This is a genomic window from Martinezella paranaensis (assembly GCF_014200235.1).
Lineage (GTDB): Bacteria > Pseudomonadota > Alphaproteobacteria > Rhizobiales > Rhizobiaceae > Rhizobium > Rhizobium paranaense.
In genome coordinates this window covers 1-6,964 of record NZ_JACHBI010000036.1, presented here as the reverse complement: position 1 = coordinate 6,964, position 6,964 = coordinate 1, and the positions used below count along the sequence as shown (strand labels likewise).

Below are 6,964 nucleotides of genomic sequence, written 5' to 3'. Positions count from 1 at the left end.
GCTCAGTTATGTGGAGTGGTATCGTGGGAAAGTCGCGCGTTTGCGGGCTCTTGCGGTGTCAGCTCCACATCTCTGCGCAGTGCACGTTAATCGAGTAATGTGTAGCACAACATTACTCGACGATTGGGGGCCGGAGAAGCTCACCGACGAGCAACGACGCGATCTCCTGGAGATTGTCGAGGATCGATACGAGAAGCGCTCGACCATTGTTACCAGCCAAATCCCCGTGGACCACTGGTACGATATGATTGGAAATCCCACGATCGCCGACGCCGTGCTGGATCGCCTTGTCCACAACGCCTACCGCATCGAACTTTCCGGTGAGAGCCTGCGCAAACATCGAAACCTGTCAGCCGAGAATGCAACTCAGGCTTGACCTGCCCGATATTCGCCGACAATGATCAACTCAGACCCAGAGACGCTGTACATCGTCCGGCTTCGCCTCGGAATCGCGTCCGGTAAAACGCTGGAATAAGCGTCCGGTTAAAGATCGGAATTCCTGTCCGGTTTCATTGGAATACACACCTTTGAGCGAATTGTCGGCATCGACATTCGCCTTTTTTTGATATCGTTGACAGCAACGGGTGGGATATCTATGGCCTTGATCAGCCACCTAAGGGCCAAATTCCAAATAACCGACGCTTAACATGAAGAAATTTACGAATCGGCTCTCTTGCTGTTGGAACAAGGCCGGGGTGGCAATGAAGAACCGCCAATTACCAAAAATTCATTCAATAGCCGATTGCTGATAGAGGTTTGTTGACTTATATGTCAATATTGGAGGAATTGCAAAACCACGTTTCAACAGGCCGACTGTCGTTCGTAAGACCGATGCTTCCTGGGCGTGGAGTGGAAAGAAACATTTTTGTATCAACGGAAGTCGGTGAGTTTCTAAATGGTGGAGCGTCTGTTCATGCTCGATTTGATAGAGTTGCGGGTGAAGCGAGAGCTCAAATAGATGCTTTCACCACCGGAAGGGCAATTCGATTTGCCATGGACCCGATGCGAAAAGACCCCGCAACTCTTGTGGCGAGAAATGCTCCTACAAGTAAGGGAATCGTGGATATGCGAATACGACAACCGCGCCCGCAAATCCGTATCTTCGGCGCATTCGCCCAAGTCGATAGTCTCATCCTGCTTACATGGGAAGCTAGGGACAATCTTCGTTTTGGCGCAGCAGTAAAACGATGCCGAGCCCAATGGGATCTCCTGTTTCCTCAAAATTCGCCTTTGATTGGGGCCACACATGCTGAATACATCTCACGAAACATCATTATTGGCTGAGCCATCTAGCGACGATCGTATCAGCGATCGCACACTTGGTTATGTCACTCAAACCGCGCGAGACGATGTTTTTGACATGGTTGCGAACGCTTGTGTCGAAGCCGGTATAACACGCGCAAACATTGCCCGCCGGCTCGGTAAAGATCCTGCTCAAGTATCTCGTCTTCTGAATACGCCCGGGAACTGGACGATAGACACGATAGCAGAACTACTTTTTGCTATCGATGGTAGCTTCCTGCGAGCTGAACGGCACTGGCCCCAGAGAGAAGCACTATCCAATCGGAGGCATTCCACATGCGTCACGGAAAGCTCCGGTTCATTTGGCAAAGCAGAATGGAATTCTAGGGCCCCAACCCAAAATGTCGCCAAGACGGCCGCTGGTCTAGGGGGCGTACATTGGCAGAAATAAGGGCTCGCGTCGTATTTTGCGACGACATACGTCAAGAGTTCAACGGCAAACTCATCCTGATTGGGGTCTATTCTGGCGAAATCAGGCTTCAAGCCCCTTTCATTCAACCCATGGCCACATGGATTCAAATTTTCGGTCTGCCTGCTGGCGATCATAAAACAAGCGTAACAGTCACCTATGAAGACGGCAAAAACTCTGTCATTTTGGGAAAGATAGATGTGCAGTTTCAGATTTCTGACGCAGCACTACCAGCCCACGCGTTTCCAACTGGTCTGCTGGTTAATTTTGATCGGCCAGGTGACATCGTTGTCAACATCTCTATCGACGATCAACCAACATTCATCGCCGATCGCTTAAGAGTATCGATTTCAGAGAATTCATGACTCCTCCCATATTTCCTACAACTCCCTTCGCGGAAGCGACCTCGACAATCCGAAGGCATCCAGAGACCCGCTCGGCGGATTTTTTTGCCTCCTCAGCGCTGATTGCCGCTCTGCCGATCCTGCCGCTGCAGAATCTCGCGAACGACCTTCACATCCCATTCAGCTCATTGACGGATGACGTCAGATCCTTGATCGAGGCGAGTACGGACCCGACCGATTGTTCGCTTGCTGACATCCGAAAGCCGAGCGTCTTGATATCGCCTTCGGCGGTCGACTGTCGCGTTTCGATCGCCTGCAGGCGCTGATCGACGCGGGCTGAATTCGCTTCGGTCTGAACGATAAAGTCCTTCCGCCAACCCTGCAGGTCCTCGATATCGCGGCTTTTGTTCGCCGTGACCCAGACACCCATGCCGACCGAAGAGGCGATCGAGAGAATTCCAACGAGGGTATTGATATTCGCCCCCATCCTCTTCGCGCGTTCCGGCATCTGCATCTCTTCATCTCCGGTTTCGTCAGCCACCATCTTTCACGTCTTTCAATGCGGTATGGAGAGGAGGCCGGCACCGATGGCGATTGCAAGGGTGCCGGCCGTGATGAAGAATAGCGGTAAGCGCTCATTTCGTTGCGCCTTTTCGCGTTGAATTCTCTGCCGCATGAAGTGTCCACTTAAAATAGGTGGACACCAAATATGAGTGACGAAGAGCAGAAACTGCGAGTGCGGTTGGTGGGACGTGATGGGCGACGCCGCTATGATCCGGGATCAAAGGAGCGGCTTGTTGCGGCCTGCCTTGAGCCTGGTGTGTCGATATCCGGCCTTGCGCTTACGCATGGGATCAATGCCAACCTACTGCGCAAATGGGTCAAGGATGCCAGGGAGGCTCGCTTCTCGGCGGGATCTGCAAGCTCGCGGTTTATCCCGGTCGTCGCGGCAGACTGCAGCCTGCCTGTCGGGACCTCCTCGTTGGAGATGCCGGTCGCGTTTAGGGAAGACCAACCGGCGTCACTGGGGAAGGCCAATCTGTCAGGTTCTTCCAAAATAAGCGCGTTGCTACCAAACGGCGTGAAGCTGACGCTGGAATCCGGTGATGCTGATGCTTTGAGGACAATCATCGGAGCTTTGGGTCATGTTCAGACTGGGCGCTGATCTCAAGGTCTACCTGCATCGCGAACCGATCGACTTCCGCGCCGGCATCAACAGCCTTGCGGTCCTGGTGCAGGAGACTATGGCGCTGGACCCGTTTGCGCCTGCGGTCTTTGCCTTTTGCAATCGCCGCCGTGACCGGATGAAGCTCCTGTTCTTCGATCGGTCCGGTTTTGTGATGGTGCTGAAGCGATTGTCGGAAGACCGGTTCCGGTGGCCACGTCGGGAGATGATGGTGGTAACGCTGACGACCGAGCAATTACACTGGATTCTCGACGGCATTGATATCGACGCGATGGTCCGCCATCCGGTTCGGCAATACCAGATCGCCGGCTGACAGTTCGCAACGTCTGCGGTTGACGGGGCGAAACGGTTCAGATTCAAGAATCTGATGATCCGACCCGGCGAACCCACTGTTGAGGAGTTGATGGCGCGCATTGCGGCGCTGCAGGCGGAAAACCGTCAGCTCACGGAACGCGTGGTCAAGCTCGAGGAAGAGTTGGTGCTGGCGCGGCTGCATCGTTTTGCGCCGAAGAGCGAAAAGCACGTGGACCGCCTCTTCGATGAAGCCGAGCAGGTTGCCGATGACGACGCCAGCGGAGAAGATGGCGAGGTCGTCCACCTGCCGGACACCGGCTTGCCATCGACCGAAAGGCCGGAGGGCAAGAAGCGTGGCCGCAAGCCCCTGCCGGAACACCTGCCGCGCGAGCGCGTCGAATATGACATTGCCCACGATCAGAAGGCCTGCCCTTGCTGCCGTCACCAGATGCATCGCATGGGTGAGGCGGTCACCGAGCAGCTCCATATCGAGGTGAAGGCCAAGGTCCTGCAGAATGTGCGGTTCAAGTATGCCTGCCGCCATTGCGACCGCACCGGCATCAACACGCCTGTCATTCTCGCGCCAATGCCCGCGCAGGCCTTGCCGGGCAGCATCGCCACGGCCTCGACACTGGCCTTCGCGCTCGTCCATAAATATGTCGATGGCACGCCGCTCTACCGCCTGGCCCAGGCCTTCGAGCGTGCCGGTGTTCCCGTCAGCCGCGGCGCTCTCGGGCATTGGGTGATCGGATCGAGCGAGAGGCATCTCTCCCGAATCTATGACGCCCTGAAATTGCGGCTCAGGGCGCAGCCGCTCATCCATGGTGACGAGACCACGGTCCAGGTCTTGAAGGAAAAGGACAAGGAAGCCACCAGCACATCCTTCATGTGGGCATACAGGAGCGGGGAAGACAGCGGCGAGCCAATCGTGCTGCTCGATTATCAACCCGGCCGCGGCCAGATTTATCCGCAGGCCTTCCTCGGCGACTACCGCGGCATCTTGATGAGCGATGGCTACACCGCCTGGCGCACATTGAACGGCGCGACCCATGTTGGGTGTATGGCCCATTCCAGGCGTCGCTTCGTCGACGCGCTCAAGGCAAGGAAGAAAGGCGGCGGTCCGCCGGAGCAGGCGCTCAAGTTCTTCGCGCAGCTCTACCGGATTGAAAGCCAGGCGCGCAATGAGAAGCCGGATAAGGACGAAACGCGAGATCACTGCATCCACCGCTTCCGCCAGCAACACAGCGTCCCCATCCTGAACGCTCTCAAGGCATGGCTCGACGACATCGCGCCGAAGGTCTTGCCCGATACCAAGCTTGGCGATGCCGTGTCCTACACCCTGAACCAATGGGAGTACCTGACGCGCTATACAGAAGACGGCAGGATGCCGATCGACAACAACTTGCTTGAGCGCGACATCAGGATTTTTGCCACGGGAAGAAAGAGTTGGCTGTTCAGCGACACCGTGGACGGAGCCAAGGCCAGTGCCGTCATCTACAGCCTCATGCTGACATGCCGCGCCTGCGGCATCGAACCCTTGGCTTATCTGCGTCACGTCCTTACCGAATTACCGCAGCGTGTCATCGAAGCCGACATCACCGACCTGCTGCCCTTCAACTTCGCTGAAACGCTGAAACCGCCGCTGCATGATCCAATGGCAGCCGTCTGACGGCGACCCCGGTCAAACGGGCCGCGTCAACGCGCATGGAAATGAGCGCTTACGAATAGCGTCAGCAGAACGGCGCTGTTCATTTCTCGACCGGTGGCTGGGGTTTGATGAGACCGCCAAACCCATCCCGAACGACGTTGATCAGGGTCTTGGACGCCCCAAGGACAGCGACGATAGCGGCGGTATAGGTCGGGCTGATCCACGACTGAGAGCATTCGAGAAGCCCCGTTGTCAACTGAGTGCAGCCGGTGGCGATCAGGAATGCCGTGACGGCCGCGAGAACGGCGATCAGGATATTCGGAAGATTGTGAATTGCGTTCGTATTGAACATGATGGCTTTCCTTTGCTGAGCGGCCTTGGCCTGCTGGAGAGCGCTGGAGACGACCGCCTAGTACCGTTCCGCAGAGATTCTGACGGGTTGAGCTATCGCAAGATTGGCAGCGCTTCGGGTTGTACGAGCAATTGAATGCTTCGCGCTTCTCCAGGCTGGCGTTGAATGAGACCGGCCTTTTCCAGGGTTATCACCATCTGGTGTACAGACGGTGCGGTCACCTCAAAGTGGCGACGCATGTCCGCTTCTGCCGGGGAGCGTTTGAAGATCCTGGTGTAGGCATAAATGAAGGCCAGGTATTGGCCCTGCAGCTGCGTGAACTGTGGCGCTCCGGCAGGAGGCTCTTTGCCAAACGTTTGATTCATTTGAGTTTAACCTGTGTTTCATCGCATCAGGAGGCTCAAATGAATATAAGATATCATGTGGAACTCAACCAGCTTGAACGTGAGCAACTGAACGCTCTTTTGAGCGGTGGCCGTCACTCGGCGCGCAGGCTCAAGCGTGCACAAATCCTGTTGGCGGCGAATGAGGGTGTGAGCGACGAGGTCATCGCTGCGACTTTGAATGTCAGCGGATCGACCATCTATCGCACCAAGCGCCGCCTGGTAGAGGCCAATCTCGAAGGCGCGTTGAGTGAGGAGCCACGGCCCGGCGTTGCCCGCAAACTATCAGCCAAGGAGGAAGCACTTCTGGTGGCGACGGCTTGCTCAACTCCGCCGCCCGGCCGGGCACGTTGGACGCTTGAGCTTCTGGCTGACGAGATGATCAAGCTGACCGATCACGCGCAGATCTCCTGCGAGACCGTGCGCCGAAGGCTTGGTGAAAATCATCTCAAGCCATGGCGAAAAGACATGTGGTGCATTCCCAAGGTCGACGGGGAATATGTCGCCCGAATGGAAGACGTCCTGGACCTGTATGCCGAAGCCCCAGACCCGCAAAGGCCGGTTGTCTGCTTTGACGAAAGCCCGGTCCAACTGATTGGCGAGGCGCGGGACCCCATTTCTGCAAAGCCGATGCAGCCCTTGCGCTACGATTGTGAATATCGCCGCAATGGCACCGTCAATCTTTTCGTTTTCTTGGACGCGCATCAGCCATGGCGGCGGGTGAAGGTCACCGATCGGCGCACCAACAAGGACTTCGCCGAGTGCATGCGCGAACTGGTCGACATTGACTATGCTGACGCAAAGACCATTCGTGTTGTTATGGACAATCTCTCTACCCATTCACCCGGCGCGCTATACGACGCGTTTCCTGCCGCCGAAGCCCGTCGTGTGCTCAAGCGGCTTGAATTCCACCACACGCCGAAACACGCAAGTTGGCTGAATATGGTCGAGACGTACGCATTCGGCGAGTACCGCATTAATTTCGTATTTGCACGTGATAAGCTCTCGCAATGGATATCGACGAAGACAAGATCGACGATGCGGTG

At 56.1% G+C, this 6,964-nt stretch carries 9 protein-coding genes; 6 read left to right on the top strand and 3 right to left on the bottom strand.

Translation table 11 applies throughout. The features are described 5' to 3' along the window. Together GGD50_RS33195 and GGD50_RS32315 are read left to right on the top strand one after the other, a co-directional pair. Nucleotides 1–376 (top strand): ATP-binding protein (locus tag GGD50_RS33195; protein ID WP_246451686.1); only part of this gene is annotated, 376 nt, incomplete at its 5' end. A gap of 1,304 nt (nucleotides 377–1,680) precedes the next feature. Next, a complete protein-coding gene (locus tag GGD50_RS32315; protein ID WP_004118260.1) occupies nucleotides 1,681–2,076 on the top strand; it encodes a DUF6941 family protein in 396 nt (131 codons plus the stop codon). A gap of 148 nt (nucleotides 2,077–2,224) precedes the next feature. On the opposite strand, the gene GGD50_RS32310 is transcribed toward GGD50_RS32315, so the two are convergent. Further along, nucleotides 2,225–2,599: a hypothetical protein gene (locus GGD50_RS32310; RefSeq protein ID WP_004118259.1), complete on the bottom strand. Its 375-nt coding sequence runs from the start codon at nucleotides 2,597–2,599 to the stop codon at nucleotides 2,225–2,227. 165 nt (nucleotides 2,600–2,764) lie between these two features. Here GGD50_RS32310 and tnpA point away from each other — a divergent pair, with 165 nt between their 5' ends. Genes tnpA through tnpC form a run of 3 tightly spaced genes read left to right on the top strand, consistent with a single transcriptional unit; the run spans nucleotide 2,765 to nucleotide 5,204 of the window. Then, nucleotides 2,765–3,220, top strand: coding sequence for an IS66-like element accessory protein TnpA (gene tnpA / locus GGD50_RS32305; protein ID WP_004121997.1), 456 nt, complete (start codon nucleotides 2,765–2,767; stop codon nucleotides 3,218–3,220). Next, entirely contained in the window at nucleotides 3,201–3,554 is a 354-nt protein-coding gene (gene tnpB, locus GGD50_RS32300; RefSeq protein WP_004121998.1) for an IS66 family insertion sequence element accessory protein TnpB, read from the top strand. Before tnpA ends, tnpB begins: the two co-directional genes overlap by 20 nt. A 54-nt stretch (nucleotides 3,555–3,608) precedes the next feature. After that, nucleotides 3,609–5,204, top strand: a complete 1,596-nt coding sequence (gene tnpC / locus GGD50_RS32295) for an IS66 family transposase (protein ID WP_004121999.1) — start codon at nucleotides 3,609–3,611, stop codon at nucleotides 5,202–5,204. A 79-nt stretch (nucleotides 5,205–5,283) separates the two neighbouring features. Here tnpC and GGD50_RS32290 read toward each other — a convergent pair whose 3' ends face one another. Together GGD50_RS32290 and GGD50_RS33665 are read right to left on the bottom strand one after the other, a co-directional pair. Continuing rightward, nucleotides 5,284–5,535: a hypothetical protein gene (locus GGD50_RS32290; protein WP_004121984.1), complete on the bottom strand. Its 252-nt coding sequence runs from the start codon at nucleotides 5,533–5,535 to the stop codon at nucleotides 5,284–5,286. Nucleotides 5,536–5,627: 92 nt separating this feature from the next. Further along, the gene (locus GGD50_RS33665; protein ID WP_004119985.1) at nucleotides 5,628–5,900 is read right to left on the bottom strand and encodes a LexA family protein; all 273 of its coding nucleotides are present in this window, start codon (nucleotides 5,898–5,900) and stop codon (nucleotides 5,628–5,630) included. 39 nt (nucleotides 5,901–5,939) lie between these two features. Here GGD50_RS33665 and GGD50_RS32280 point away from each other — a divergent pair. Further along, nucleotides 5,940–6,964: IS630 family transposase (locus tag GGD50_RS32280; RefSeq protein WP_246451687.1), on the top strand; the 1,025-nt coding region annotated here is incomplete at its 3' end.

Coding starts and splice junctions, on each gene's coding strand:
- GGD50_RS32310 (WP_004118259.1), bottom strand. CDS start 2,599: ATGGTGGCTGACGAAACCGGAGATGAAGAGATGCAGATGCCGGAACGC.
- tnpA (WP_004121997.1), top strand. CDS start 2,765: ATGAGTGACGAAGAGCAGAAACTGCGAGTGCGGTTGGTGGGACGTGAT.
- tnpB (WP_004121998.1), top strand. CDS start 3,201: ATGTTCAGACTGGGCGCTGATCTCAAGGTCTACCTGCATCGCGAACCG.
- tnpC (WP_004121999.1), top strand. CDS start 3,609: ATGATCCGACCCGGCGAACCCACTGTTGAGGAGTTGATGGCGCGCATT.
- GGD50_RS32290 (WP_004121984.1), bottom strand. CDS start 5,535: ATGTTCAATACGAACGCAATTCACAATCTTCCGAATATCCTGATCGCC.
- GGD50_RS33665 (WP_004119985.1), bottom strand. CDS start 5,900: ATGAATCAAACGTTTGGCAAAGAGCCTCCTGCCGGAGCGCCACAGTTC.